We start from the raw sequence: 24,664 nt of genomic DNA, 5'->3' as shown, positions 1-24,664 counted from the left end.
GCATCCCGGCGGTTTGCTTCAAACTGAAAGATGGTGAAGATCCGGGATACACCCTGTATGACCTCTCTGAACGTCTGCGTCTGCGCGGCTGGCAGGTTCCGGCCTTCACCCTCGGCGGTGAAGCCACCGACATCGTGGTGATGCGCATTATGTGCCGTCGTGGCTTCGAAATGGACTTTGCTGAACTGTTACTGGAAGACTACAAAGCCTCCCTGAAATACCTCAGCGATCACCCGAAACTGCAGGGTATAGCCCAGCAGAACAGCTTTAAACACACCTGATAACATAATTTTGTAAAAACCGAATGCCCAACCTTTAAAAAACAGTTGGGCATTCGGTTGCTTATTAATAGCAATAATATATTGGCTGTCTATTCATCGTGTTGATAAGATATATGTTATATGAATGTTTATTCAATGTAACTGATATTCTTAATGTCACCGCAAGGGATTATTTGCTTACTATTAATTTCACTGCGTTCTTAAGCACGACTTTTGTATTATAAATCCAGTCATCCTGCCGTAGATTATCATCCTGTTTTCCCGCTTCGTTTAAATTTATTTATCAATCAATTTGACTTAAGAGGGCGGCGTGCTACATTAATAAACAGTAATATGTTTATGTAATATTAAGCCGACTATGCAATCACTACATGGTAAATGTCTAATTGCGTACGCAAGACATAAATATATTCTCACCATGGTTAATGGTGAATATCGCTATTTTAATGGCGGTGAACTGGTTTTTGCGGATGCAAGTCAAATTCAAGTGGATAAGTGTGTCGAGAATTTTGTATTAGTTTCAAGGGACACGCTTTCATTATTTCTCCCGATGCTCAAGGAGGAGGCATTAAATCTTCATGCACATAAAAAAGTTCCTTCGTTACTCGTTCATCACTGTACCAGAGATATTCCTGTTTTTCAGGAGGTTGCGCAACTATCGCAGAATAAGAATCTGCGCTATGCAGAAATGCTCCGTAAAAGAGCATTAATCTTTGCGTTGTTATCTGTTTTCCTGGAGGACGAGCAGTTTATACCGCTGCTTCTGAACGTTTTGCAACCGAACATGCGAACACGAGTTTGTACGGTCATCAATAATAATATCGCCCATGAGTGGACATTAGCCCAAATCGCCAGCGAGCTGTTGATGAGTTCAAGCCTGTTAAAGAAAAAATTGCGCGAAGAAGGTACGTCATATTCACAGTTGCTTACTGAGTGTAGAATGCAACGTGCTTTACAACTTATTGTTATATATGGTTTTTCAATTAAAAGAGTCGCAGTGTCCTGTGGTTATCACAGCGTGTCGTATTTCATTTACGTTTTTCGAAATTATTATGGGATGACGCCCACAGAGTATCAGGAGCGATCGGCACAAGAATTGCCGAACCGTGACTCGGTGGCAAGTATTGTTGCACAAGGGAATTTTTACGGCACTGACCGTTCTGCGGAAGGAATAAGATTATAGAGTTTTACTCAGACATAAAAAAAACCCGGCATAGGGGACCGGGAAGAGGATAGTCTGCCGTCTCCAGACTAATAAACCGTTATAACACTCCCTGTTGGCACGGGAAACTTTGTGCTCTCAGTAAGTTAAATATAACTTTTACTGGAAATAAGATCAGCCATTTTTTTATAAACATAAGCTATACGCTGTGTGAAAATATATTGGTGTTGCATTTACTTATTATCAATTAACTGTTATGCAAAACTACTTTGTGGATAAATTTTGGTCCTACCAAATATGGCAGTTTTTGCACTAAGAAACAGTCTGGCGTCATTTCATTAGTATACTGAAATTGAAATAATCGCAGTAATGAAATATAAGGGATAGTCATGACTCATGTCTGCTCGGTGATCCTCGTTCGTCGTTCATTGGATATTCATCATGAACAGCAAAAAATATCGTTGCACAACGAAAGTATCCTACTGCTGGATAAAAATTTGGCAGACGATTTTGCGTTTTGTTCACCGGATACGCCACGGCTGGATATCGATGAGCTGACAATTTGCCATTACTTACAAAATATTCGTCAGCTACCACGCAATTTAGGGTTACATAGCAAAGACCGTTTGTTAATTAACCAGTCCCCCCCCATGCCTCTGGTGACGGCGATTTTTGATAGTTTCAATGAATCCGGGGTAAATTCGCCGATAATGAGCAAGATGCTTTACCTTTCCTGTTTATCAATGTTTTCTCATAAGAAAGAACTTATCCCCTTACTTTTCAATAGTATCAGTACTGTTTCAGGAAAAGTTGAACGCCTTATTAGCTTTGATATCGCTAAACGTTGGTATCTACGCGATATCGCGGAAAGAATGTATACCAGCGAGAGTCTCATCAAAAAAAAGTTGCAGGATGAAAATACCTGTTTCAGTAAAATATTACTCGCCTCCAGGATGTCGATGGCCAGACGATTACTCGAGTTACGTCAAATTCCTCTACATACTATTGCGGAAAAATGTGGGTATAGCAGTACGTCGTACTTTATAAACACATTTCGACAATATTATGGTGTAACGCCACATCAGTTTGCGCAACATTCGCCAGGTACCTTTTCCTGACATATTTCGCATTTGAATATTGGTCAGGATCTCACACGTGCTTCATGTGAAACTCTTCCCTGATGATTTCTACCGGGCTACCGGCTAGTTCTCTTTCGCAGTATGCCAGGCGGTATAGGTATTTTCAGGAGGAAAAGACTCGGCATGTTTGGGATTATTAAGCTGACAATTTATACAATTACGGGAATGTGGGTCAGTATTGTGCTGTTCAAATTGATGACGAATGGCTGGAGTGGTTTTTACTTTCAGTGCTGTGTACTAAGCCTGGTATTCCTGACGGTTAGCTGGTTGTTGAGTGGTGAATGGTTAGCAGGAAAGAGTAAGGCTGAACCCTCACGTTCAACCTTACTCTCATTTACACGTTACGCTTTTTTAAAGCGGGCAAAGAGATGTTCCACTACAACGAAAAAGACTGGAACGAAGTAAATGGCCAGCACTGTTGCGGCAAACATCCCGCCCATCACGCCGGTACCTACCGCGTTTTGCGCGCCAGAACCTGCGCCGTGGCTGATTACCAGCGGCAACACGCCGAGAATAAAGGCCAGAGAGGTCATCAGGATTGGGCGTAAACGCATCCGCGCCGCTTCGATGATTGCCTCTATCGGCGTTTTCCCTTCTTTCTGCATCATCTCAACGGCAAATTCGACGATCAGGATGGCGTTCTTGGCGGAAAGCCCGATGGTAGTCAGCAAACCAACCTGGAAGTAGACGTCATTACTTAAGCCGCGCAGATCGGTGGCCAGTAATGCGCCAACGACACCTAACGGTACAACCAACATCACCGAGAACGGAATTGACCAGCTCTCATAAAGTGCGGCAAGGGCGAGGAACACCACGACCAGTGAAATGGCATACAGCGCGGGAGCCTGGTTTGAGGATAACGCTTCCTGATACGACAGTCCGGTCCATGAGTAGCCGACGCCTGCCGGAAGTTTAGCGACCAGGTCTGCCATAAATTTCATTGCGTCACCGGTACTTTTCCCGGCCGCCGCTTCACCTAAAATCTCCATTGACGGGATGCCGTTGTAGCGTTCCAGTCGCGGTGAACCATAGGTCCATTCGGTAGACGAATAGGCCGAAAGCGGTGCCATCGTGCCAGAGGCGTTGCGTACATACCACTGGTTGATGTTATCCGGCAACATACGGAACGGCGTGCCTGCCTGGACATACACTTTTTTCACCCGCCCCTGGTTGAGGAAGTCGTTCACGTAGCTGCTGCCGAAGGCGGTGGAAATTGTCTGGTTGATATCAGACAGCGCCACACCCATTGCCTCGGCTTTCGCGGCATTGACGTTAACTTTGAACATTGGCGTATCTTCCAGGCCGTTCGGGCGTACCCCGGTAACCTGGTTCGGCGATTGCGCAGCCAGTGATAACAGCTCGTTTCGCGCCTGGGTCAGTTTTTCGTGCCCCAGGTTACCGTTGTCCAGCATTTCCATATCAAAACCTGACGCGGTACCCAGTTCAGCCACCGCGGGTAAGTTGAACGGGAAGACGACGGCTTTATTGATACTGCTTAGCGCAATCATTGCCCGCTGAATGATCGCGGTAACTGAGTTTTCCTCGCCGACACGTTCAGACCACGGCTTGAGGCTGATAAACGCCAGACCGTTGTTTTGCCCCTGGCCACTGAAGCCAAAGCCGCCAACGGTAAACACCGACTGAACATTATCTTTCTCTTTTGTCAGATAATAATCAGTCACCTGTTGCAGCACTTTCGTGGTGTTAACCATGGTTGCACCGGAAGGTAACTGCGCGGTGGTCATAAATACCCCCTGATCCTCTTCTGGTAAGAAAGAGGTCGGCGTACGCAGGAACAGCACTGCCATCCCGGCGCAAATCAGCAGGTAGACCACCATGTAGCGACCGGTACAACGCAACAGCGAGCGGGTGCTATCGGTATAGTGATGAGTCGATTTTTCAAACAGCGTGTTGAAGCGTGCGAACAGGGCGTTAGGTTTGTGACCGCCTTCCGGCGCGGCTTTCAGAATGGTGGCGCACAGGGCAGGGGTCAGGCTCATTGCGACAAATACTGAAAGCAGCATCGAGGAGATCAGCGTGATGGAGAACTGTCGGTAGATCTCCCCGGTTGCACCGCTCATAAAGGCCATTGGCATAAACACCGCGGAAAGCACAACGGCAATCCCGACCAGAGCGCGTTGGATTTGCCCCATGGATTTATGCGTTGCTTCCTTCGGCGGCAGTTTATCCTCCGCTATCACGCGCTCGACGTTTTCTACCACCACGATGGCGTCATCCACCAACAACCCTATCGCCAGCACCATCCCGAACATGGTGAGGGTGTTGATGGTGAAACCGACCGCCGACAAGATCGCAAACGTCCCGAGAATAACCACCGGTACGGCAATCGTCGGGATGATTGTGGCTCGGAAATTCTGCAAAAACAGATACATGACCAGGAAGACGAGGATGATAGCCTCAACCAGCGTTTTGAAAACTTCCTGAATAGAAATTTTGATAAACGGTGTGGTGTCGTAAGGATAAACCGTCTTCAGGCTTGCGGGGAAATAAGCCGATAAACGGTTCAGCTCCTCTTTCACCGCTCGCGAGGTATCCAGGGCGTTTGCTCCGGTAGCCAGTTTGATGGCGATCCCGGCAGCAGGTTTGCCGTTATAGCGCGCCACGGTGGAATAATCTTCCGCCCCAAGTTCGACGCGGGCGACATCACGCAGCAGCACTTGCGAGCCATCTTGCTGAACTTTCAACAGGATTTTGCCAAATTCTTCCGGCGTTTGCAGACGCGTCTGCACAATGATCGAGGCGTTCAGTTGCTGGTCTGCCGCCTGTGGCATGCCACCCAGTTGACCACCAGAAATCTGGTTGTTTTGCACCTTAATCTGGGAAATAACATCGGAAGGTACCAGGTTGTATTTATTGAGTTTTTGCGGGTCCAGCCAGATACGCATGGCATACTCGGAACCAAAGAGTTGTACGCTACCAACGCCCGCGGTACGGCTTAGCGGGTCTTTGATATTAGACGCTACATAGTCCGCGATATCGTACTGGTTGAGACTGCCGTTATCAGAAATGAACGCCGCTACCATCAGGATATTACTGCTCGACTTATCGACGCTAATACCCTGCTGCTGCACCGCTTCAGGTAATGAAGGCATAGCGAGTTGCAGTTTATTTTGCACCTGAACCTGCGCGATATCAGGCGATGTCCCCGTCTCAAAGGTCAGAGTGATGGAGGCATTACCCGCCGCATCGCTGGTTGAAGACATGTACATCAGGCCATCAAGCCCATTCATATTTTGCTCAATCACCTGAGTGACCGAGTCTTCTACCGTTTGCGCATCGGCACCCGGATAGGTTGCGCTGACGGTAATGGTTGGTGGCGCAATCTGCGGATATTGCGCAACCGGTAAGTTCATGATCGCCAGACCACCTGCAAGCATCATAATAATGGCAAGTACCCAGGCAAAAACCGGGCGATCAATAAAATAGTTAGCCATGAAAGTCCCCTTAAGCCTGCAACGTTATTGTTTCGATTCGGTGCTGGCGTTTTCCTGGCTGGAGGAAATTGCACGTGCTTTGATACCCGGACGAATGCGTTGCAACCCGGAAACGATCACCCGATCGCCAGCCTGCAAGCCAGAGGTGACAACCCACTGGTCGCCGATGGCTTTGCTGGCTTCAATTTCGCGTAGCTGCACAACATCGTCTTTATCCAGAATGAGCGCCGTTGCTTTACCCTGCGCGTTGTGGGTGACGCCTTCCTGCGGCACCAGTAATACATTCTGGCGGCTACCTTCATCCACTAATGCCGTGACATACATACCTGGCAGCAAGTCACCATTTGGGTTGGGGAAAATCGCCCGTAACGTCACGGAGCCCGTGGTTTCATCCACCGTCGGGTCGGAGAATTTCAGCGTGCCGGTCTGGCTGTAACGTTTACCATTTTCCAGATTGAGCTGTACTGGCGTACTGCCCTGAACCTGTTTGATTTGCCCACTGGCGACCTCTTCTTTCATGCGCAAGAAATCCTGCACCGACTGCGTGAGATCGACATAAATCGGGTCCAGACGTTGTACGGTAACCAGTGAATCGGCTTGATTAGCGGTAACGAGTGCGCCGACGGTCACCGACGATTTCCCGCTGACGCCCGTAATCGGCGAGGTGACATTTGCGTATTGCAGATTGATCGTCGCCTGTTCAACAGCCGCTTTGGCGACGGTGACATTGGCTTCTGCTTCATTCAGCTGGGTGCGCGCGGTGTCGTAATCCTGACGGCTAACGTAGTTGGTCTTCAGCAATGATGCCTGGCGGTTAAAGGTGATGCGGGCATTGCTGGCGGTAGAGAGCGCTTTCGCCAGCGTGCCTTTGGCGGAGTTCAGCTCGGCCTGTAAAGGTGCAGGATCAATCTGATACAGCGAATCGCCCTGGTTCACTTTATCGCCTTCGATAAAGTTGCGTTTAATGATAATACCGCCCACCTGAGGGCGTATCTCGGCAACTTCATAAGGAACGGTTCTACCGGGCAATTCGCTCAACACATTGACCGAACCGGGGGAGAGTGTGACGACACCGACCTCAGGCGTCATGGCGGCGGCGTTTTCCGTCGATTTGTCATCGCAGGCGGTGAGCATCGCGCCGCAGAATAACAACGGTATTAACAGTTTTCTTCTTCTGTTCATTTTAGTCCCTGAAAATTCTTGAGATATAACGGTTCTTTAAATTGCGCGCGAGGAGAGGTATGAGGGATTTACAGACCAGCGGCATAGTGGGGTTGTCAGCCAGTAAGATGGGATGCAAGCACAGTGATCGACATGGTGAGGTCAACGACAAAAAAAATGTTGCCGTTCTGCCAACAGTTCCTGCCAGCATTCGGGCAACGAAGGGTTCTACTGGTGGATACACATACCAGGGGAATAAAGTCGTTTTCGCCTCTCCTTTAGTCATCACCGGGGATAATGAAATCAGCATCTGCATCCCTCTTCATGCCTGCCATCATTTTCAGTTAATTATGTCCTGACTAAAAATAAGATGTGATACCCAGGGTGACGATGTCGCTCATACGTCTTAGTTTCAGCTTGTACATAATGTTGAATTTCTGAATCTTTAATGTTTGTTGCGAAATATTGAGCGTTGACGTGATATTGCTTTCGTTTTTGTTTTTCAGAATCAGCTGCATAATTTTGAACTGATTATGTGAAAAACATAATTGTGAATTCTTATGAGGCAAGTGTTTACCATAAGTAATCTCAAGAAGATTTTTGATACTTTCTTTGCGGCTGACAAAATAAATAGGCGCTTTAGCTTTTAGTTTACTGATGTGATAAGGTGCCAAAAAAATAATTCTCTCGGCGTCTAATTTCTCCAGAAATTTAATCGCTTCTTCATCAAGGATATGGTTGTGATAGGTATCAATGATAACCTTGAAGGGTTTATTACCTACTTTTTTGATCTCTGACAGGGAATTGATTTTTATCATTTCGTGATTATCTTTCAACTGCCAAAAGCCCTGTAAAAGAAAAGAATCTTTCGTCATGAGAAAAATCATAACTTGCTCCTTAGCCGTTATCGTTTCGAACATGTCATCCTTTTCATTATTTACATCCCTGTCCGAATCGTTGTTCAATATAGTAAACGCCTATAAGAACCTTGCCCTTCGTGAACTAATACGTCTATTAACACTAATCAATACTTCAGATTTATCCATCACGCACTCCATATATTGATCCTAAGTAAAATTCCTGGTTGTTATCAGATTGTAAACTGCAAACAAAAAATTAACGTTTGCGGATTACTGCCCAAGAATAAGTTATCAATAACCAGTTTGTGATCTCTGAAGAATATTACTAAAGTTAAAATGTAATCCGATTTAAATATCGAGTCTCCTTGTTTCGACTTAAGCTGGCAATTGGATTGCCAGCTTTCTTTTAACGCATTGAAATTACCTGAGTAAATAACTCATTCATGTCTTCAGGTTTTTATATAGCGTCTGGAGACACGGATATTTATGCAATGTAATCAACGCCAGTTGCAAAAAAATGAACCCGGATTACTTATTTAACCGCCCATAGCATCAACGTTTACGGAACTCTTTGTTCACTTTCCCACAGCACTTTTAAAACATTAAACCTGACTACGGAAAATATCAGCCATGATAATGTTTGAAATGGCTAATTTGCCATGCAATGAAAAAAATCAGATAAAATTCAGTAGGTTGAAATACTCATCAGCAGGTAATTATTTCAATGATAGCGCGCAATTGATCTAAAATGCTGTGTAGCGGAGAGAGTATTAATTGGATCATAGTCACATCAAGTGACTATGATCCAGGTGGCAATAGGGATAATTATTGCTTTTTAACAAACAAACTGGCGAAGCTGAACAGGCTAGCGGCGCTAAATATCAGTTCAATTCCCACTAGTGTGGAAACCAGCGTTACAGAAACCATCGGCGTAGCACCAAGGAATATCCAGGCAATGACGATATCCAGCACACCAATAACGAGCTGTAGCCAACTGCCTTTCATTGAACGCTGACGATACCAACTCATCAGGCGAATAACCCCTGCCACACAGAACAAACCGGCAATAAATGCCGCAATGGCAAAAATGCCCAGCTCTGGTGCGCGGATGAAGAAATAGCCGATCAATAAATAGGCGACTGCGACGAGGAAACCGGATAATACCGGCCAGAAATTATGACTGCGGTTGCTGAATAGCCCGACAATAAGCGCAATACCCGAGCAGATTAATAATGCACCCACTACTGTGCTTAAAATATCGCCAGAGACGAACGGAAAACTGATACACAGCAACCCGACGATAAACAGCAGCACGGCAATAAACTGGATTGCTCTGCGATGTTTTTTAAGCATCTCCAGATCAAACTTCAAAATTGTTGCCTTATCTATATATAACATAGAACCACCCTATAAAATTAAGAAGAAAATCCCCTGCTATCAATCTATGCCAAAAACGCGTCTAAGAATGCAGTCGATTTAATAAAAATTTCCTAATTACAGTATCAGATGCATCTGTAACTCATTGTATTGAAATAAAAATATCTGATTTTGATATTTTCCATCAACATGACATATACAGAAAACCAGGTTATAACCTCAGTGTCGAAATTGATTCGTGACGGCTCTTTCACTTTATAGTTGAGGATATTACGATGAAAAAAGTATTAGGCGTTATTCTTGGTGGTCTGCTTCTTCTGCCAGTGGTGAGCAATGCAGCGGATGCACAAAAAGCAGCTGATAACAAAAAACCGGTCAACACCTGGACCTGTGAAGATTTTCTGGCTGTGGACGAATCCTTCCAGCCAACTGCAGTTGGTTTTGCTGAAGCACTGAACAATAAAGATAAACCAGAAGATGCGGTTTTAGATGTTCAGGGTATTGCAACCGTAACCCCAGCGATCGTTCAGGCTTGTACTCAGGATAAACAAGCCAACTTTAAAGATAAAGTTAAAAGCGAATGGGACAAAGTTAAGAAAGATATGTAATTCCGGGAATACGTTACATCGTACTTCCTTGCATATTGAACAGGTAGGAATACCTTCTTCAAAAGCAGCTATTCCTTCTGTTCATATTTAATCTCTATATTGAATGGGTTACAAAATGAATATTTCATCTCTCCGTAAAGCGTTTATTTTTATGGGCGCTGTAGCGGCTTTGTCACTGGTGAACGCACAATCTGCGCTGGCAGCCAATGAATCCGCTAAAGATATGACTTGCCAGGAATTTATTGATCTGAATCCAAAAGCAATGACACCGGTTGCGTGGTGGATGCTGCATGAAGAAACAGTTTATAAAGGTGGTGATACTGTTACTTTAAATGAAACCGATCTTACTCAAATTCCTAAAGTGATCGAATACTGCAAAAAAAATCCGCAGAAAAATTTGTATACTTTCAAAAATCAAGCATCTAATGACTTGCCGAATTAATGGGGCACAAGTAAAAAGGAGTAGCAAGTTGAGCCATCTTGCTGCTCCTTTTTGCATTTTTATATGACAGCAGAATTTATTATACGTCTTATACTCGCAGCAATTGCCTGTGGCGCTATTGGCATGGAAAGGCAAATGCGCGGCAAAGGAGCAGGGTTACGCACACATGTATTAATTGGCATGGGAAGCGCCCTGTTTATGATTGTTTCGAAATATGGTTTTGCTGACGTGCTGTCTTTAGATCACGTCGGACTGGACCCCAGCCGTATTGCTGCTCAGGTGGTGACGGGCGTCGGGTTTATCGGTGCAGGTAACATTCTCGTTCGTAACCAAAATATTGTAGGTCTGACGACGGCAGCGGATATCTGGGTGACCGCCGCCATTGGTATGGTTATTGGTAGCGGTATGTACGAACTGGGCATTTATGGTTCAGTGATGACCTTACTGGTGCTGGAAGTCTTCCATCAATTAACCTTCCGCCTGATGAATAAAAATTACCATTTACAGCTGACATTAGTGAACGGTAATACGGTATCAATGCTCGACTGGTTTAAGCAGCAAAAAATAAAAACGGATTTAGTTTCGTTGCAGGAAAATGAAGATCATGAAGTGGTCGCCATTGATATTCAGCTTCATGCCACGACGTCGATAGAAGATCTGTTGCGATTATTAAAAGGTATGGCAGGGGTGAAAGGCGTTTCAATTAGCTAATCTATATAGTTATTTATTCGCAGGAGTACCAGAGCGGTACTCCTGTTGGTTTTAATGATCGAGGACGATCAGTGGTGAATGGTTGGCAGGATCTTTAAGTACGGTAATATCCGCGCCGTAGAGCATTGTCAGCGCCTGCTGTGTCAATACGTCCTGCGGTTTACCATTTGCGATAACCTTTCCTTTTTGCATTAATACAACACGGTCTGCATAACGCGCGGCAAGATTTAGATCGTGCAATACGCAGCAAACATTGAACTGCCGTTCGTGAACTAGCTGGCGTAATAAACGAAACAAGTGCTGCTGATGGTGAATATCCAGCGCCGAAGTTGGTTCATCAAGAAATAACCATTTCGGTGAGGGAGTTGGTTCCCAGAGTTGCACCAGCAGGCGCGCTAATTGCACGCGCTGTTGTTCACCACCGGATAATTGCCGATAGTCGCGGTTTGCTAACGCCTGACAGTCACATAACGCCATTATTTGTGCTGTTTCATTATCCTGATTACCAGTACGATGCGGATGCCGCCCCATCTGGATAACTTCTTGTACGCTGAATGGAAACGCCATGTGGCTATTTTGACGCATCACGGCCCGGTGTTTCGCCAGTTCAGTAATCGACCATTCATTTAATGGCTTATTAAACAACCGACATTCGCCGCTATCAGGTTGAAGATAGCCGGTTAACTGGCGAAGCAGCGTAGATTTTCCCGCACCATTAGGGCCGAGAATGGCAACAATTTCCCCACCGGGAAAAGTCAGCGAGACATTATCAGTCAGACGCCGCCCCTGAAGGCTATAAACCAGATTCTGGGCGCTGATCATGTGATCCTCCGGTTGCGCAGAATCAACCACATAAAATAAGGGCCACCAAGCAGGCTGGTTAATAATCCCACGGGCATTTCTGCTGGCTGTACCAGTGTGCGGGCAAGCGTGTCTGCCATCAGCAATAAACAGGCTCCGGCGAGGGCGGAGCAAGGGATTAGCCAGCGGTGATTTGCCCCGGTAGTCATACGAATCAGATGCGGGATCACCAGGCCAATAAAGCCGATAATGCCGCTTACCGATACGGCGGCACCAACGAGCAGTGAGCTCACTAACAATAATTGCTGGCGTTTACGCTTAACGTTCACGCCGAGGTAGTGGGCTTCTTCATCACCGAGCTGCAGTAAATTCAGCGTTCCGGCGAGACAAGTTGTTGCAATAATGGCCGGTAGGATGAATGAACTGGCAACCAATAACGTCGGCCATTGCGCCTGTCCAAGATTGCCCATCATCCACAATGTGAGTTGTCGTAGCTGCTGCTCATCGCCGATATAGCTCAGGATGCCGATCGCTGCGCCGCACAGGGCATTGATGGCGATACCGGCGAGTAATAATTGCATCATGCTGCCATCGCGATGGCGCTGCGTGATGAGAAAAATGATGGTGCAGACCACTAAACTTCCGGCAATGGCAAACACCATTTGCTCATAGAGCACCAGCACCACTGGGAAGGAAAAGGGCAGCACAATAGCAACGCCAACCATTAATGCAGAACCGCTACTGACGCCGAGTAATCCAGGGTCAGCCATTGGGTTGCGAAAAAGCCCCTGCATAATTACCCCGGCGGTTGCCAACGCTGCACCTACCAGCACCGCCAGCAAAACCCGTGGTAGACGAATATTGAGCCAGATATCGCGGTATTCCTCATCAAAAAGGGCATCAAAACTGATCTTTAACGCTCCCTGACTGGCACCGAACAGCACCAGAGCTAGCAATAATAGTGATAGCCCCATAAAGACCCTGGCGGAAGAGAGTGAATCCTTGAGCACGCAAAACTCCGTTACGACATTACGGCGCGGAGATTCCGCGCCGGGGGATCACGCCGGTTTCAGGTCCGGTTCAATCAGACTGTAGACCTGCTGGTTAAGTGCTGGCGCATTTGCCAGTTCATGGATATGTGCGGCGACATCGGCGCGGTTAACAAAACCATGACACTCCTGATTTTGTATCCGTTGTGCTTTGCCCGTTGCCGCACCATCAAGCAGACCGCCAGGGCGGAGAATGGCGTAATCAAGTTGGCTGGTTTGCAACCAGCTTTCCGCCAGCGTTTTTTCCCGTACCGCCTGACCAAACGCAGCCTTTGCCCGCTCCGATAAAAACGGCCAGCTATCGCCACATCCCAAAGAGGTCACCAGAATCATGCGACTGATGCCGGCCTTTTCGGCCTCATCAATCACTGTTCTGTGTGCCAGATAATCCTGAGCTCCGCCCATTGTTGAGATGATAAGCGCATCCGGGCCAGCTGCGCGGCAAGCAGCCGCGACTACGCTGGCATCACAGGCGTCGCCTGTAAAAACCTGTACGCCTTGTTGCGCCAGTTTCGTGGCGGCATCAGCATGACGAATGACAGCAACGACCGGACGTTGTTCCGCCAGCGCCAGTTCAAGCGTTCTGGCACCCACACCTTTTCCGCCTGCGCCAAAGAGTAGCCACGGCGTCATCAGGCGTGTTCCTTTAACGATGCTGCCAGAGCATGGAAGGCGCTGACTTGTTCGCTCAGGAGCTGACGATGGTCATCCCTGCCGAGGAAGATTTTCAGCATTGCGCTGCCTTCTTTGTTGAAAAAGAGAATGGATGCGGTGTCCATGCCCATAAATTTACGTTCGATCAAGGCAATATGTGTGCAGTTTTCTGCTTTGATATGCCCGGACATGCCGTGCTTTCCGCGTAGGTTGAAATAGCCGTGGCGATGGAAACCCGAAGGCAGTTCGCCGCTAAATTCGAGGATTACATCGGCAGTATGTACTAACGTGGTGACGTTGCCCCATTCGCAGACGGTATCCCAGACAGTATCGAATTTATCGCCTGACACTACGGTAGAGGAGGGTAGATTCCTCACTACTTCCAGCAGTGTGGTGTTGTATTGTTCGGCTACCACCTCCAGCGTACCGTCCGGCTCCGTTTTCAAAAATTCTTGTAACGAGACATGGCTCATAAATCACTCCTGTTATGGTTTTTCACGCACAATCGCTGGCGCATTAAGTACCTGAATTAGTTCATTAAGAGACTGCAAAATATTGCTTGCCCAGAAACGACCTTCATTAGTCAGCCGCAGGCAAGTTGAAGCATCGCGGCTTAAGCCTTTTTGGTGCCATTGAGCCAGTAACGGCGCGAGTTTTTCGGCATGTGGCGTAAGTTCATCCAGCGGTACACGCGCTGTTTCAACACCTGACTGCAAGGTATGACGCCATTGCGCATTACGTTCGGCGTTACGCATGATCATCATCAGCGGTTTTTTGCCTGCCGCGACGGATTCATGCCAGGTCTGAAGACTGCGTTCGTTCATCCAGGAGTAACCATTAATCGAACCGCCGGCTCCGGAACCAAAGGCCAGACAATCGGCACCTTGTTTAATCAGCAGGTTATAGAGATTGCGTTCGCGTGTGGTACGGCCCCAGTGGCTGTTACTGATACAGCGCCAACCAGCTTCGTCCATGAAGTCACACCCTTGCAGATAAAGATCGCGTCGTTCTGCCGGAGAGGGCACGGTAGTACGCCCATTTTCCACGGCTTTGCCCAGCGGTGTATTGGGCAGGACATTGAGCGCATAGAGATCGACGCCGTCGAGACCGATATCGCGGGCAATAGTCAGATCTTCTCCCCAGGTTTGCGCATCCTGACCCGGCAGGCCAAACAGAAGGTCACAGACCACCGCAGCACGGTCGCGTTTGACCAGGCTTTCCATAAACGCAATGGCGGTTGGGCCATCCGAGGTGCGGGCCATTTTCTTACGGATTTTGCTGTTAAACGACTGAATACCAATTGAGAAGCGGTTTGCTCCTGCATCAAGGCAAGCATCGATTCGCTCAGCGTCAAAATTCAGTACCCGGCCTTCGATAGTGATTTCACAATCAGGGGCCAGTGGCAGCTTTTCTCGTAATGTGGTGATAATTCTGGCCAAATCGTGTGCCGAAAGCGCGGAAGGCGTGCCGCCACCGAAATAGACCGCGTGGATGGGGGCAGACTGATGCAATACGCTGTCCGCTTCCATTTCTATTTCACGAATCAGGGCGTCGGTATAATGAGCACACGCATCTTCATTAAAACGGTTCTGATAAAAACCACAAAACGTGCAGTGTGTTGCACAAAAAGGAATGTGTAGATAAACCAGTCGCTTACGTGGTGATACCGTTTGATTGAGCATCTCTTGCCAGGTCTGTGCCAGTTGCTCTTTGGCAACTGGAATGGCCCCACAAAACGGCATCATGGCGCGCCTGTCTTTAAATGGCTGATCACCGTCTAAAGCAAAATGTGGCGTGAGATCCAGGGTGTTATTTGCGTTCATTCGTCTGATTTAAATCCATTTATTGCGGCCAAAGCTGCTGGTGTAAAGACTCAACGACATCAGCAATACGCGGACCCATTCCCAGAATCAGGTTTTGATCAACGGTGATAATGCGCTGGTTTTTCCATGCGGCAGTGTGGGTAATTCCGGCAATAGAACGTAGCCGATTAATATCGCCATCGACCATTTGTGAGGTTACGACAATCACTTCTGGATTAGCCGCAATCAGTGATTCTGCACTGTAGCTTTTGTACTGCTGGTGGGTTGCGACGTTTTCTGCTCCGGCAAGCGAAAGAATGGCGTCCGCGACGCTGCCTTTACCGGCAACCTGTGGCGCACTTCCGCCTGCGGAGAGAACAAACATGGCTTTAACCGGGGCTTTTTTGGCCGCCACGTTTTGCTGTACTCGCTCCAGGCGTTGGTTGATCTGTGTCACCAGCGCCTCGCCTTGTTCAGGAACCTGTAGCGTTTTTGCCAGTTGGCGAATGTTGGCGTACATCTGCTCAAGGGTGGCAGGCACACGCGGCAGGGTGACGACGTTGACTTTCTGCGCTCGTAGTTGGTCGAGCACAATTTGTGGCCCGGCATCCTGCCAGGTAATTACGCTATCCGGGCGAAGTGACAAAATGCCTTCGCTGCTGAGTTGTTTCCAGTAGCCAATATGCGGCAGTTTGGCGGTTTCTGGTGGATAAGATGTCGTTTCATCGACACCAACCACGCGTTCGCCAGCGCCCATCGCGTAGATTAGCTCCGTCAGCGATCCTCCTGCGACCACGATACGTTCGGCAGCCGTTACGCTAAAAGCCCAGCTAAGAGCCAGTACTGCCGTAAACAATTTTTTTCGTTTTACCGCGGTCTTCGCGGCAGAGGCCACGGCTGAAATACATAACGTCAGTGGGGAAAAAAGAAACGGCCTGGTGATGATCCTTGGCATAATATGAGAACTCTTATCAAATTGAGAATGATCATGATTATCATTTGAGTTATATATGAAATACAACCGTCGATTCAATACGCAAGGCGTTACAAGCGTATTTATTTTTGATTTTTATCAAGATGCTTCGTCAGCTAACGTTCTTGTTACCGACTAAATTTCAGCGCGGGAAAAAGCTGAGAACCCAGAGATATCGCGGCTTTCAGAGCAAAGAGAAGAGAAAATTATCACTGTTAACGACAAAGTTTAGTGATGAGGTTATGGGGGAATAACCATAAAAACAAAGTGGTTTCCAGGGCGCAGGATAGGTTTCATAACCCCCTGTTTATTGTGTTAATGGCGGTTAAAAAAAGCTTGATCATAAAAAATTGATCGATAATAATTCTCATTATCACGTTCGCGCTTAACAAAACACGACCATATGGATAACAAAACCATAGCATTTGCAAGGGATAACGCACAGCGCTCTTCACTCCTGATGGGGCATATCGTTTTGCCTGACAAAGAGGGCGTGCTTTTGCGTATTTGCCGAGATACCAGGCAATTTCATGGGATATAAACGCCTGTAAACTCACCCGGCGAATATTATCGCTCTGAATTTTAAATAAATTTATTTCTCGCCAGCCACCCCGGTATTAACCCAGGCAGCCAGCATTTTTTATTTTCCTCATGGAGAATCGCTATGTCACGTCCGCAATTTACCTCGTTGCGTTTGAGTTTGTTGGCTTTGGCTGTTTCTGCCACCTTGCCAACGTTTGCTTTTGCTACTGAAACCATGATCGTTACGGCAACGGGGAATGCCCGTAGTTCCTTCGAAGCGCCTATGATGGTCAGCGTCATCGACACTTCCGCTCCTGAAAATCAAACGGCTACTTCAGCCACCGATCTGCTGCGTCATGTTCCTGGAATTACTCTTGATGGTACCGGACGAACCAACGGTCAGGATGTAAATATGCGTGGCTATGATCATCGCGGCGTGCTGGTTCTTGTCGATGGTGTTCGCCAGGGAACGGATACCGGACATCTGAATGGTACTTTTCTCGATCCGGCGCTGATCAAGCGTGTTGAGATTGTTCGCGGACCTTCAGCATTACTGTATGGCAGTGGCGCGCTGGGTGGGGTGATCTCCTACGATACGGTCGATGCAAAAGATTTATTGCAGGAAGGACAAAGTAGTGGTTTTCGTGTCTTTGGTACTGGTGGCACGGGGGACCATAGCCTGGGATTAGGCGCGAGCGCGTTTGGGCGAACTGAAAATCTGGATGGTATTGTGGCCTGGTCCAGTCGCGATCGGGGTGATTTACGCCAGAGCAATGGTGAAACCGCGCCGAATGACGAGTCCATTAATAACATGCTGGCGAAAGGGACCTGGCAAATTGATTCAGCCCAGTCTCTGAGCGGTTTAGTGCGTTACTACAACAACGACGCGCGTGAACCAAAAAATCCGCAGACTGTTGAGGCTTCTGATAGCAGCAACCCGATGGTTGATCGTTCAACAATTCAACGCGATGCGCAGCTTTCTTATAAACTCGCCCCGCAGGGCAACGACTGGTTAAATGCAGATGCAAAAATTTACTGGTCGGAAGTCCGTATTAATGCGCAAAACACGGGGAGTTCCGGCGAGTATCGTGAACAGATAACAAAAGGAGCCAGGCTGGAGAACCGTTCCACTCTATTTGCCGACAGTTTCGCTTCTCACTTACTGACATATGGCGGTGAGTATTATCGTCAGGAACAACATCCGGGCGGCGCGACGACGGGCTTCCCGCAAGCAAAAATCGATTTTAGCTCCGGCTGGCTACAGGATGAGATCACCTTACGCGATCTGCCGATTACTCTGCTTGGCGGAACCCGCTATGACAGTTATCGCGGTAGCAGCGACGGCTACAAAGATGTTGATGCCGACAAATGGTCATCTCGTGCGGGGATGACTATCAACCCGACCAACTGGCTGATGTTATTTGGCTCATATGCCCAGGCATTCCGCGCCCCGACGATGGGCGAAATGTATAACGATTCTAAGCACTTCTCGATTGGTCGCTTCTATACCAACTATTGGGTGCCAAACCCGAACTTACGTCCGGAAACTAACGAAACTCAGGAGTACGGTTTTGGGCTGCGTTTTGATGACCTGATGTTGTCCAATGATGCCCTAGAATTTAAAGCCAGCTACTTTGATACCAAAGCGAAGGATTACATCTCCACGACTGTCGATTTCGCGGCGGCGACAACTATGTCGTATAACGTCCCGAACGCCAAAATCTGGGGCTGGGATGTGATGACGAAATATACCACTGATCTGTTTAGCCTTGATGTGGCCTATAACCGTACCCGCGGCAAAGACACCGATACCGGGGAATATATTTCCAGTATTAACCCGGATACCGTTACCAGCACCCTGAATATTCCGATCGCTCACAGTGGCTTCTCTGTTGGTTGGGTCGGTACGTTTGCCGATCGCTCAACACATATCAGCAGCAGTTACAGCAAACAACCTGGCTATGGTGTGAATGATTTCTACGTCAGTTATCAAGGGCAGCAGGCGCTCAAAGGTATGACCACTACTCTGGTATTGGGAAACGCCTTCGACAAAGAGTACTGGTCGCCGCAAGGCATCCCACAGGATGGTCGTAACGGAAAAATTTTCGTGAGTTATCAATGGTAATCATCTGCCCCGATATTTCGGGGCATTTATCTGGAAGGAAGAGAGACAATGAACCACTACACACGCTGGCTTGAGTTAAAAGAACAAAATCCCGGAAAGTACGCGCGTGACATCGCAGGTTTAATGAATATTAGCGAAGCAGAACTGGCATTTGCGCGCGTCACGCACGATGCGTGGCGGATGTGCGGCGATATCCGTGACATTCTGGCGGCGCTCGAAAGTGTTGGCGAGACCAAATGTATTTGTCGTAATGAATATGCAGTCCATGAGCAAGTTGGTGCGTTCACAAACCAGCATTTAAACGGACATGCCGGATTGATCCTCAATCCGCGCGCGCTGGATTTGCGTCTGTTTCTTAATCAATGGGCCAGTGTTTTCCACATCAAAGAAAATACGACTCGTGGCGAACGCCAGAGTATTCAGTTCTTTGATCATCAGGGCGATGCATTACTAAAAGTTTATGCCACCGACAATACCGATATGGCGGCATGGAGTGAGCTTCTGGCACGGTTTATCACCGATGAGAATACGCCGCTTGAGTTAAAAGCCGTTGATGCGCCAGTTGTTCAAAAGCGAGCCGATGCCAGTGTGGTCGAGCAAGAGTGGCGGGCGATGACCGACGTTCATCAGTTTTTTACGTTGCTCAAGCGCCACAACCTGACGCGCCAACAGGCGTTCAATCTGGTGGCAGACGATTTGGCCTGCAAAGTATCCAACAGTGCGTTGGCGCAAATTCTTGAATCTGCACAGCAGGATGGCAATGAAATCATGGTGTTTGTTGGCAACCGTGGCTGCGTACAGATTTTCACTGGCGTGGTAGAAAAAGTGGTGCCAATGAAAGGTTGGCTGAATATTTTTAACCCGACGTTTACTCTTCATCTATTAGAAGAGAGCATTGCTGAAACCTGGGTAACCCGTAAACCTGCTAGTGACGGTTATGTGACCAGTCTGGAATTGTTTGCCCATGATGGTACGCAGATAGCGCAACTTTATGGTCAACGTACAGAAGGCGAACAGGAGCAAGCGCAATGGCGTAAGCAAATTGCTTCGCTGATACCGGAAGGCGTTACTGCATAACGTATAATTAAAGGGAGGTCTGGCTATTTATTGCTGGGCCTCTTTATATTAATCAATCGATCACACCAGATAATCAATATGCTGATGGCGTACCAACTCATTGATCCGCTTAAGATTGAGGATCATCATGATATTGTGTTTATGGCAGTAGAACGTTTTTAGCGATATTTTCAGTTTCTCCAGAATATCTTCCGTTGTCATTTGATTCGCAATGCAGCTCAGAACCTGATGCTGCTTGCGCGAAAGGGACACATCCGCTTCAGGCACAGAGCAGTAACTGCCATTGATGAGTGCGACAAAGTCGATGATGGTGATAGTTCGCGGAACAAAGGTCACCGGTACTTTCCCCAGGCAGCGTTTAATATTAAAGGGAGAGAAAATAATCACATGGACAGGTTTTAATCGTTCAATCTGAGTGAGCAAATTAGAATGAAATACATTATTCATTAATGTATCAATAATGACGAAGGCATGCTGATGCAACATTACGTCGATCTCTTCTTCATTCTGTATATGAACGACATTACCTTTGCTCAGAATGTTTTTCATCGCAGTGAAGAACATCGTATCCCTGGTAATTATAAGAAACATAACCGACTCCTGGTGCGGACATTAACTTTATAATCAGTTTGCCAAAGGTAATTAACAGGACAGGGCTTATAATAATAATAGTTAGCTGGCTGTGTATTAATTTGATGTAATGCATGATGCAGATGCTGAGAAAGCATCTGCATCTCTCGGTGGTGTTATTTGACCAGCTCAGGTGTTACTTGACTCACCGCATTGGTGTAGTAAGGCGCGCCCCAGCCCGGTTCCGGCCAGAATGCACCATAGCCGTAATCCCACAGGTTATAGGTGGTATTAACCACTTCTCTCAAATGCCACACCTGGATGCCCTGCATATTCACTTCCAGGAAGTTATACGGGACTTTATTGATAAAGCCAGGTTGTTCACCCTGAATGGTACCGAGGATGGTAACAAAGTGATTACGATAGTTCACTGGATCAAGGAAGCCGCTTTGTCTGGCGAGCAGTCGGCCCTGATAGTTGGCTTCAATATCAGGCTTCGCATAGCTATCCAACGGTAATACAGCGATTTCTAACAACGTATCCGTTTTGCCATTGATAACGTTGATAACCTTCCCGCCAAAGCGCGCTTGTTGACCAACATATAACCCCGGCTGGTTATGAACAGCAACAAAACTTTTTTGAATATCAGGTTGGTTATTGCCTTTGATATTTTGCGGAATTGAACTACATGCGGCAAGCAAAAATGAAAGGCTGAGGATGAGTGCACCTTTTGTCATGTTCATGTTACTATCCTTATCAACAAATATTAAAACCATAATAGATATTTCTTTATAGTTTTCATCTGATTCTGAGGCGATATGCCTGATAGTAACGTAAACCTGTCTGATGTTTATATCCCTTCTGTTTAGTTTAATTCTGTTAATTTTGGGGCGTGACATGAGTATCCATCGCCCCATAAAATAGCCTTTTTTTAAAGGTACATAAAATCTATTTTTATTCAATGCTTATAAAGCGCTAATGTTCAATATTATGGGATTATATTCTGGTAATGATTTGATAAGCGAATTCTTTTGCCAGTTGGTATTTCTATTTCCACCCCATAATTTATAGTTTTTTCATCAGGTAGCGATCTCTTTAAATAAGGTGCGTATGACATTTTTTTAGGATGAAACGTATCGTGTTGAAATATTTCGAATTGATATTCAGACATTTGTGCCCATTTTTTAATTCTATTGTATCGAGAGGGTGTTGTAAAATATTTAACTTGCTTGTAACATTCTTTTTGGAATTCTTTCTGATATTTTATTATGTCGTTGTATGAAAGATTGTTTACCCTGGTTTCTAATAATTCTATTATTGTCGAAGCAATTTCCGCTTTTGCTCTTAAAGAGTTGTCATTAATGGTTAATAATGTTGAAAATAAACCATTGATTTGTTTGTCAACATATTGTTCATCTTTATGTAATTTTGTGATAGGGTTTTCCTTATGTGAAAAAATAGTATCAAATAAATTTGCGTCAGTGAAGTTTACATTAAGTAGATCTTCGAAATAAAACCTTGACAAGGTTAGAACGAACCCGGACAGGTCCTGTCCTGTCATATTGAAATCAATAAAGTTGGTTCCAGCAAAGACTTTCATCCTGTTTTCATTTTTACTGTGCTCAATATACAACCTTGTCATTTTTTGGTACAAGCGTTGAATATCTTTTATATCAGTTGGTAAATCAGTTCGTTGCCCAGAAAAATTTTTATTTTGGGAAGAAACGGTTTGGACACTGAATCTTACTGGTATTCCCTCTTCTACGAGAATTTTAGTTATGATTGGCTTATTGGGCTTAGGATTAAAGACAACAATGATTTTAGATTCAGAGTTTTTATTCTTTTCGTATCTAATGTTATTAATCTGATTAAGTATTGATTGTGTCTGTTGCGTAAGTGGTGTCGAACTTATCGTTTCAATGTTATTAATAAGTTTTACAAGTTGAGCCACAACTTTTGAGTAGTCTGCATTTGTATATGTGGTGTTCGTGTGGCACGCATTAATTTGTTGGAGTTGTTGTTGCGCTAAATCAAATTGTTCAGCGTTATATCCTTCTTCAGACAATGAAAAATTAATTGGTTGCTGTTCTTCCTGATTATCACAAGGCCACATCGGTGTGTTTAGTGTTTTAATATTGTCGGTATCTGTTGTGCGGTTATAAATATCGCCGTGATATGTATTTATCATACCTGGGGTAAAGTCAATTGACATAACATTCCTTATTGTTCATCTATTTCGCTAAATTTTTGCAAATCGGAGAATTAGAGCAGGAATGGATTTTCTTCTACGCGGAAATAAACACAATGCGTCATATCTTCCTGATATAATTACCTTTAACTTCCCTTTCATTTCCACCCGGTAATATTTGTGTATAAAAAAGGGCAGTGATAGTATCGTAAAGGAAAACATTAACAACTATCAAAAAGCGCTCATTTTAAAAAGTTATGATGTTCTCCGATAGTGTGTGAAGTGATATTTTTGTGATGTTTTAGATGTGTAATAATGAACCAGGTTAAAGTGTATTTAAAAATGTGTTGTATTGGCGACTGAAATCTGCCCTTTAAAAGGGGGGATAGCACTGAGACAAAGAGGCATTGCTTCTCCGATAAAATGTCAGAGAAGCATGATTGCGTGGTGATTGTCGATTGATGACTTACTGACGGATCCGTCATCATTCTCAAAGCATTAGTTAAGTTATTTGTGATTTTTAAGGATTATCCTATCTATGATTTTCTACTCAGAAGGATAAGGCACTCACAATGCTCCTTATAGTTTACTGCTGGCATCTATTTAAAATAGCATTTGAGTCAAATAGCCCATCAAGATAGCCATACCTAAGATAACCGTCAGGAATGCAACTATCATCGGTATTCTGAACATTGATTTAAGTAATATCACTTCCGTCAGGCTTGCTCCGGCACTGCCGATGATTAATGCCATTAATGCTCCCAGACCCATTCCTTTTGTCATCAGAACAGATGCCAGAGGGATAACCGCCTCTGCCCGGATATACAGCGGGATTCCGACAACGGCGCTCAATGGGATGGCGAAGGGATTATCTGCCCCTGCATGAGCGGCAATCCACTCTGAGGGAATAAAGCCATAAATAAAAGAGCCTATTAATACCCCTAACAAAAGATATGGCAGTACATCTTTAAACTGTTGCAACGCATCTTTGGTGGCTAGTTTTATGGGATTAATACTTACCACAGCTTTGGTACTGCAACAGTTTACTACAGGTTTCTCAATGGCTTTAGCCGCTGGACTACAGCAACTCACTTTTATTGGCGTATATGTCGTCCCCGGCGAAGTTTTGGCTGGAGCACAACAATTTGCTGATGAGCTTTTACTGGCAATGATATGACGTTCAAATCCCAGGGAATCCAGGATAATACTGGCAAGTACGGAGACGCCGGCGGCGATAATCGCGTACAACAAGGTAACTTTCCAGCCAAAGGTCACCCACATTAACCCGACGATAATGGGATTAAGTAATGGGGAAACAAATAAAAAAGTGAGAGTCGGACCAAACCCGGCTTTCGCTGACAACAATCCACGTAGCATGGGTATTGTCGAGCAACTACAGAACGGGGTAACGGCTCCCAACAGAGCAGCCAGGAGATAGCCTCTCCCTTTTCTGGCCCCCATCATCTGCTGGATTTTATGGTCTGGCACCTTTTGTCTTATCAGGCTGACACCGGCACTAATCACCATAAACAGCAAAGAAAGCTCGACGGCGAGAAACACAAACATCTCTGCGGCATCTTGCAGCATCGCAAGCCAACTACTCATAAGTAACCTCATTGAATAAAACTATATTTCCAGAATAATCGAAATGAAATTCAGATCAAGATATTTCTGGTATTATCGAAATATCAACCAGACAGAGGGGGT

General features: G+C 46.0%; 22 protein-coding genes and 1 pseudogene. 9 read left to right on the top strand and 14 right to left on the bottom strand.

Annotation, left to right across the window (positions count from 1 at the left end):
- The 3 genes and pseudogenes from HEN33_RS16565 to gadW all read left to right on the top strand — a co-directional run.
- Positions 1-281, top strand: a pseudogene (locus tag HEN33_RS16565) (glutamate decarboxylase); the annotation flags it as partial.
- Between the two features lie 358 nt (positions 282-639).
- Entirely contained in the window at positions 640-1,464 is an 825-nt protein-coding gene (gene gadX, locus HEN33_RS16560) for an acid resistance transcriptional activator GadX (protein WP_176262796.1), read from the top strand.
- A 368-nt stretch (positions 1,465-1,832) separates the two neighbouring features.
- A complete protein-coding gene (gadW, locus tag HEN33_RS16555) occupies positions 1,833-2,561 on the top strand; it encodes an acid resistance transcriptional activator GadW (protein ID WP_176262764.1) in 729 nt (242 codons plus the stop codon).
- 362 nt (positions 2,562-2,923) lie between these two features.
- Here the strand turns inward: gadW and mdtF are convergent, their stop codons facing one another.
- Both mdtF and mdtE read right to left on the bottom strand, forming a co-directional pair.
- Entirely contained in the window at positions 2,924-6,037 is a 3,114-nt protein-coding gene (mdtF, locus tag HEN33_RS16550) for a multidrug efflux pump RND permease MdtF (protein WP_176262765.1), read from the bottom strand.
- Positions 6,038-6,061: 24 nt separating this feature from the next.
- Entirely contained in the window at positions 6,062-7,171 is a 1,110-nt protein-coding gene (mdtE, locus tag HEN33_RS16545) for a multidrug transporter subunit MdtE (RefSeq protein ID WP_313753830.1), read from the bottom strand.
- A 107-nt stretch (positions 7,172-7,278) separates the two neighbouring features.
- On the opposite strand from mdtE, the gene HEN33_RS16540 reads away from it, so the two are divergent.
- Complete coding sequence (locus tag HEN33_RS16540) at positions 7,279-7,557, top strand: hypothetical protein (RefSeq protein ID WP_001205315.1); 279 nt, start codon at positions 7,279-7,281, stop codon at positions 7,555-7,557.
- Here the strand turns inward: HEN33_RS16540 and gadE are convergent, their stop codons facing one another.
- Complete coding sequence (gene gadE, locus HEN33_RS16535) at positions 7,558-8,085, bottom strand: acid resistance transcriptional activator GadE (RefSeq protein ID WP_021578057.1); 528 nt, start codon at positions 8,083-8,085, stop codon at positions 7,558-7,560. It lies immediately after the preceding gene.
- Between the two features lie 798 nt (positions 8,086-8,883).
- Positions 8,884-9,456 carry an acid-resistance protein HdeD gene (gene hdeD, locus HEN33_RS16530; protein ID WP_000965671.1) on the bottom strand — a complete coding sequence of 191 codons (573 nt, stop codon included), beginning with the start codon at positions 9,454-9,456 and terminating at the stop codon, positions 8,884-8,886.
- 254 nt (positions 9,457-9,710) lie between these two features.
- On the opposite strand from hdeD, the gene hdeA reads away from it, so the two are divergent.
- The 3 genes from hdeA to HEN33_RS16515 all read left to right on the top strand — a co-directional run bounded on the left by hdeA (position 9,711) and on the right by HEN33_RS16515 (position 11,196).
- Entirely contained in the window at positions 9,711-10,043 is a 333-nt protein-coding gene (hdeA, locus tag HEN33_RS16525; protein ID WP_000756553.1) for an acid-activated periplasmic chaperone HdeA, read from the top strand.
- 115 nt (positions 10,044-10,158) lie between these two features.
- The gene (gene hdeB / locus HEN33_RS16520; protein WP_001298717.1) at positions 10,159-10,485 is read left to right on the top strand and encodes an acid-activated periplasmic chaperone HdeB; all 327 of its coding nucleotides are present in this window, start codon (positions 10,159-10,161) and stop codon (positions 10,483-10,485) included.
- A 63-nt stretch (positions 10,486-10,548) separates the two neighbouring features.
- Positions 10,549-11,196, top strand: a complete 648-nt coding sequence (locus tag HEN33_RS16515) for an MgtC/SapB family protein (protein ID WP_001296814.1) — start codon at positions 10,549-10,551, stop codon at positions 11,194-11,196.
- 51 nt (positions 11,197-11,247) lie between these two features.
- Here the strand turns inward: HEN33_RS16515 and HEN33_RS16510 are convergent, their stop codons facing one another.
- Genes HEN33_RS16510 through shuT form a run of 6 tightly spaced genes read right to left on the bottom strand, consistent with a single transcriptional unit; the run spans position 11,248 to position 16,457 of the window.
- Positions 11,248-12,018 (bottom strand): heme ABC transporter ATP-binding protein, encoded by a 771-nt coding sequence (locus tag HEN33_RS16510; RefSeq protein ID WP_000622316.1) that lies wholly within the window; start codon positions 12,016-12,018, stop codon positions 11,248-11,250.
- Complete coding sequence (gene shuU, locus HEN33_RS16505) at positions 12,015-13,007, bottom strand: heme ABC transporter permease ShuU/ChuU (protein WP_000910402.1); 993 nt, start codon at positions 13,005-13,007, stop codon at positions 12,015-12,017. Before shuU ends, HEN33_RS16510 begins: the two co-directional genes overlap by 4 nt.
- A 48-nt stretch (positions 13,008-13,055) precedes the next feature.
- Complete coding sequence (gene chuY / locus HEN33_RS16500; protein WP_000189351.1) at positions 13,056-13,679, bottom strand: anaerobilin reductase; 624 nt, start codon at positions 13,677-13,679, stop codon at positions 13,056-13,058.
- On the bottom strand, positions 13,679-14,173 hold the full coding sequence (gene hutX / locus HEN33_RS16495; protein WP_032185377.1) for a heme utilization cystosolic carrier protein HutX: 495 nt from the start codon (positions 14,171-14,173) through the stop codon (positions 13,679-13,681). Before hutX ends, chuY begins: the two co-directional genes overlap by 1 nt.
- Before the next feature lie 12 nt (positions 14,174-14,185).
- A complete protein-coding gene (gene hutW, locus HEN33_RS16490) occupies positions 14,186-15,523 on the bottom strand; it encodes a heme anaerobic degradation radical SAM methyltransferase ChuW/HutW (RefSeq protein ID WP_176262767.1) in 1,338 nt (445 codons plus the stop codon).
- A 19-nt stretch (positions 15,524-15,542) separates the two neighbouring features.
- Complete coding sequence (gene shuT, locus HEN33_RS16485) at positions 15,543-16,457, bottom strand: heme ABC transporter substrate-binding protein ShuT (RefSeq protein WP_176262768.1); 915 nt, start codon at positions 16,455-16,457, stop codon at positions 15,543-15,545.
- A gap of 682 nt (positions 16,458-17,139) precedes the next feature.
- Here shuT and chuA point away from each other — a divergent pair.
- Together chuA and chuS are read left to right on the top strand one after the other, a co-directional pair.
- Positions 17,140-19,122, top strand: coding sequence for a TonB-dependent heme/hemoglobin receptor ChuA/ShuA (chuA, locus tag HEN33_RS16480; protein ID WP_042065395.1), 1,983 nt, complete (start codon positions 17,140-17,142; stop codon positions 19,120-19,122).
- Positions 19,123-19,170: 48 nt separating this feature from the next.
- Positions 19,171-20,199 carry a hematinate-forming heme oxygenase ChuS gene (gene chuS / locus HEN33_RS16475; protein WP_032303986.1) on the top strand — a complete coding sequence of 343 codons (1,029 nt, stop codon included), beginning with the start codon at positions 19,171-19,173 and terminating at the stop codon, positions 20,197-20,199.
- A 60-nt stretch (positions 20,200-20,259) separates the two neighbouring features.
- Here the strand turns inward: chuS and HEN33_RS16470 are convergent, their stop codons facing one another.
- From HEN33_RS16470 to HEN33_RS16455, 4 genes are all read right to left on the bottom strand, one after another.
- Positions 20,260-20,790, bottom strand: coding sequence for a helix-turn-helix transcriptional regulator (locus HEN33_RS16470; RefSeq protein ID WP_000478615.1), 531 nt, complete (start codon positions 20,788-20,790; stop codon positions 20,260-20,262).
- Positions 20,791-20,945: 155 nt separating this feature from the next.
- Positions 20,946-21,512: an outer membrane lipoprotein Slp gene (gene slp / locus HEN33_RS16465; protein ID WP_001057453.1), complete on the bottom strand. Its 567-nt coding sequence runs from the start codon at positions 21,510-21,512 to the stop codon at positions 20,946-20,948.
- A gap of 245 nt (positions 21,513-21,757) precedes the next feature.
- Positions 21,758-22,981 carry a hypothetical protein gene (locus HEN33_RS16460; protein ID WP_183083446.1) on the bottom strand — a complete coding sequence of 408 codons (1,224 nt, stop codon included), beginning with the start codon at positions 22,979-22,981 and terminating at the stop codon, positions 21,758-21,760.
- A 579-nt stretch (positions 22,982-23,560) separates the two neighbouring features.
- Entirely contained in the window at positions 23,561-24,562 is a 1,002-nt protein-coding gene (locus HEN33_RS16455) for a permease (RefSeq protein ID WP_032185440.1), read from the bottom strand.
- Between the last annotated feature and the right edge of the window lie 102 nt (positions 24,563-24,664).

The organism is Escherichia sp. 94.0001 (genome assembly GCF_013369155.2).
GTDB classification, from domain to species: Bacteria; Pseudomonadota; Gammaproteobacteria; order Enterobacterales; family Enterobacteriaceae; genus Escherichia; species Escherichia coli_F.
The sequence above is the reverse complement of the archived record's forward strand: the minus strand, read 5'-3'. Positions and strand labels throughout refer to the sequence as shown.

Excerpts from the sequence above, each read along its gene's own strand:
- gadX (WP_176262796.1), top strand. The coding sequence starts at position 640 with ATGCAATCACTACATGGTAAATGTCTAATTGCGTACGCAAGACATAAA.
- gadW (WP_176262764.1), top strand. The coding sequence starts at position 1,833 with ATGACTCATGTCTGCTCGGTGATCCTCGTTCGTCGTTCATTGGATATT.
- mdtF (WP_176262765.1), bottom strand. The coding sequence starts at position 6,037 with ATGGCTAACTATTTTATTGATCGCCCGGTTTTTGCCTGGGTACTTGCC.
- mdtE (WP_313753830.1), bottom strand. The coding sequence starts at position 7,171 with ATGCTCACCGCCTGCGATGACAAATCGACGGAAAACGCCGCCGCCATG.
- HEN33_RS16540 (WP_001205315.1), top strand. The coding sequence starts at position 7,279 with ATGAGGGATTTACAGACCAGCGGCATAGTGGGGTTGTCAGCCAGTAAG.
- gadE (WP_021578057.1), bottom strand. The coding sequence starts at position 8,085 with ATGATTTTTCTCATGACGAAAGATTCTTTTCTTTTACAGGGCTTTTGG.
- hdeD (WP_000965671.1), bottom strand. The coding sequence starts at position 9,456 with ATGTTATATATAGATAAGGCAACAATTTTGAAGTTTGATCTGGAGATG.
- hdeA (WP_000756553.1), top strand. The coding sequence starts at position 9,711 with ATGAAAAAAGTATTAGGCGTTATTCTTGGTGGTCTGCTTCTTCTGCCA.
- hdeB (WP_001298717.1), top strand. The coding sequence starts at position 10,159 with ATGAATATTTCATCTCTCCGTAAAGCGTTTATTTTTATGGGCGCTGTA.
- HEN33_RS16515 (WP_001296814.1), top strand. The coding sequence starts at position 10,549 with ATGACAGCAGAATTTATTATACGTCTTATACTCGCAGCAATTGCCTGT.
- HEN33_RS16510 (WP_000622316.1), bottom strand. The coding sequence starts at position 12,018 with ATGATCAGCGCCCAGAATCTGGTTTATAGCCTTCAGGGGCGGCGTCTG.
- chuY (WP_000189351.1), bottom strand. The coding sequence starts at position 13,679 with ATGACGCCGTGGCTACTCTTTGGCGCAGGCGGAAAAGGTGTGGGTGCC.
- hutX (WP_032185377.1), bottom strand. The coding sequence starts at position 14,173 with ATGAGCCATGTCTCGTTACAAGAATTTTTGAAAACGGAGCCGGACGGT.
- hutW (WP_176262767.1), bottom strand. The coding sequence starts at position 15,523 with ATGAACGCAAATAACACCCTGGATCTCACGCCACATTTTGCTTTAGAC.
- shuT (WP_176262768.1), bottom strand. The coding sequence starts at position 16,457 with ATGCCAAGGATCATCACCAGGCCGTTTCTTTTTTCCCCACTGACGTTA.
- chuA (WP_042065395.1), top strand. The coding sequence starts at position 17,140 with ATGTCACGTCCGCAATTTACCTCGTTGCGTTTGAGTTTGTTGGCTTTG.
- chuS (WP_032303986.1), top strand. The coding sequence starts at position 19,171 with ATGAACCACTACACACGCTGGCTTGAGTTAAAAGAACAAAATCCCGGA.
- HEN33_RS16470 (WP_000478615.1), bottom strand. The coding sequence starts at position 20,790 with ATGTTTCTTATAATTACCAGGGATACGATGTTCTTCACTGCGATGAAA.
- slp (WP_001057453.1), bottom strand. The coding sequence starts at position 21,512 with ATGAACATGACAAAAGGTGCACTCATCCTCAGCCTTTCATTTTTGCTT.
- HEN33_RS16460 (WP_183083446.1), bottom strand. The coding sequence starts at position 22,981 with ATGTCAATTGACTTTACCCCAGGTATGATAAATACATATCACGGCGAT.
- HEN33_RS16455 (WP_032185440.1), bottom strand. The coding sequence starts at position 24,562 with ATGAGTAGTTGGCTTGCGATGCTGCAAGATGCCGCAGAGATGTTTGTG.